We start from the raw sequence: 2,720 nt of genomic DNA, 5'->3' as shown, positions 1-2,720 counted from the left end.
CGTAAGTTTTTGGGCAATTAGTACTACTCGGCTATGACATTGCTGCCTTTACACCTGTAGCCTATCGACGTCATCGTCTCTGACGGCCCTATTTGGAAGTCTCATCTTGAGGGGAGTTTCGCACTTAGATGCTTTCAGCGCTTATCTCTTCCCGACGTAGCTACCCGGCAATGCAATTGGCATCACAACCGGTACACCAGCGGTCAGTCCAACCCGGTCCTCTCGTACTAAGGTCAGGTCCTCGCAAACTTCCCACGCCCGCAACAGATAGGGACCGAACTGTCTCACGACGTTCTGAACCCAGCTCGCGTGCCACTTTAATGGGCGAACAGCCCAACCCTTGGGACCTTCTCCAGCCCCAGGATGTGACGAGCCGACATCGAGGTGCCAAACCTCCCCGTCGATATGAGCTCTTGGGGGAGATCAGCCTGTTATCCCCAGCGTACCTTTTATCCTTTGAGCGACGGCTCTTCCATTCAAAACCGCCGGATCACTATACCCGTGTTTCCACCCTGCTCGGCTTGTCGGCCTTACAGTCAAGCTCCCTTATGCTATTGCACTCCCCGTACGGTTACCAAGCGTACTGAGGGAACCTTTGGAAGCCTCCGTTATCCTTTTGGAGGCGACCACCCCAGTCAAACTACCCACCAAGCAATGTCCCCCGAATACGGGGTTAGATACCAGACAAACAAAGGGTGGTATTTCAACAGTGACTCCACGGATCCTGGCGAACCCGCTTCAATGTCTCCCACCTATCCTACACATCATTTGTCCAGTACCAATACTAAGTTGCAGTAAAGGTGCATGGGGTCTTTCCGTCCCGTTGCGGGTACGCGGCATCTTCACCGCGACTACAATTTCACCGAGCTCATGGCTGAGACAGTGCCCAGATCGTTACACCATTCGTGCAGGTCGGAACTTACCCGACAAGGAATTTCGCTACCTTAGGACCGTTATAGTTACGGCCGCCGTTTACCGGGGCTTCGATTCAATGCTTCCCTTGCGGTAACATCCCCTCTTAACCTTCCGGCACCGGGCAGGTGTCAGGCCTTATACTTAGTCTTGAAACTTTGCAAAGCCATGTGTTTTTGTTAAACAGTCGCCTGGGCCTCTTCACTGCGGCCCCGCATTCCTGCGGGGCGCCCCTTCTCCCGAAGTTACAGGGCTATTTTGCCGAGTTCCTTAGCCATGATTCACTCGAGCACCTTAGGATACTCTCCTCGACCACCTGTGTCGGTTTGCGGTACGGGCAGCTATACGCTTAGCGCTAGAAGTTTTTCTTGGAAGCCCTTAGGATCACTATCCGCCTGTCCGAAGACGCACGGTACTGTCAGCTTCGGCTAAACCCACGCATTTTACTATGGGTCCAATACCTACTGCCTTTAACGCGGTATTCCGTCACCGCGCGGATCTTTCATCACTCCGTCACTCCGTTGCCTGTATAACCGGTATGGAAATATTAATCCATTGTCCATCCACTACCCCTCTCGGGTTCGCGTTAGGTCCCGACTAACCCTGATCCGATTAGCGTTGATCAGGAAACCTGGGTCTTGCGGTGTGCGGGTTTCCCACCCGCATTATCGTTACTCATGCCTACATTTGCTTTTCCAAAAGCTCCACCGGGGCTGACGCCACGGCTTCACCGCCGTTGGAATGCTCCCCTACCACTATCTGATCGCTCAGTATAATCCTTCGCTTCGGTACCGTGTTTGATGCCCGATTATTATCGACGCCCTGCCGCTCGACCAGTGAGCTGTTACGCACTCTTTAAAGGAATAGCTGCTTCCAAGCTAACCTCCTGGCTGTCTCTGCAGCTGGACCACCTTTGTTCAACTTAACACGGATTTGGGGACCTTAGCGGAAGGTCCGGGTTCTTTCCCTCTCGGACTTGGACCTTAGCACCCAAGCCCTCACTGCCGGTTCTGTATGACGGCATTCGGAGTTCGTCAGGATTTGGTAGGATTTGACTCCCCCTAGTCCTATCGGTAGCTCTACCTCCGCCATACAATTCCCGACGCTGTTCCTAAAAACATTTCGGGGAGTACGAGCTATTTCCCAGTTTGATTAGCCTTTCACCCCTACCCACAGCTCATCCGGAAACTTTTCAACGTTTATCGGTTCGGTCCTCCATTGTGTGTTACCACAACTTCAACCTGGCCATGGGTAGATCACTAGGTTTCGCGTCTACCCCCACCGACTCAAACGCCCTTTCAGACTCGCTTTCGCTCCGGGTGCGGCACTGAATGCCTTACCCTTGCCGGTGAGGAGTAACTCGTAGGCTCATTATGCAAAAGGCACGCCGTCACCACACAAAGTGGCTCCGACCGCTTGTAAGCGCACGGTTTCAGGTTCTATTTCACCCCGTTATTCACGGTACTTTTCACCTTTCCCTCACGGTACTAGTTCACTATCGGTCTCTCAGGAGTATTTAGCCTTACCGGATGGTGCCGGCAGTTTCAATCGGGATTTCTCCGGTCCCGACCTACTCAGGATACCCGTCTCGCAAACAACAATTCCGGTACGGGACTCTCACCCCCTGCGGTCAGCTTTCCCACGCTGTTCCCGTCTCGTTGTTCTTGATTATACAGGTCCTACAACCCCGCCCATGCCGTAACATGGACGGTTTGGGCTCTTCCGCTTTCGCTCGCCACTACTTACGGAATCATTGTTATTTTCTCCTCCTATGGGTACTTAGATGTTTCAGTTCCCCACGTTCGCTT

The 2,720-nt window shown here is 53.1% G+C and carries 1 rRNA gene; it reads right to left on the bottom strand.

Annotated features, from left to right (window positions below):
- Position 1 precedes the first annotated feature (1 nt).
- Positions 2–2,720: ribosomal RNA gene (locus J2X69_RS24675) — 23S ribosomal RNA — on the bottom strand; the annotation flags it as partial.

Origin of the sequence: Algoriphagus sp. 4150 (assembly GCF_031457395.1) — a bacterium.
In the GTDB taxonomy this organism is placed as follows: Bacteria; Bacteroidota; Bacteroidia; order Cytophagales; family Cyclobacteriaceae; genus Algoriphagus.
This window is presented reverse-complemented; position numbering and strand designations above follow the sequence as displayed.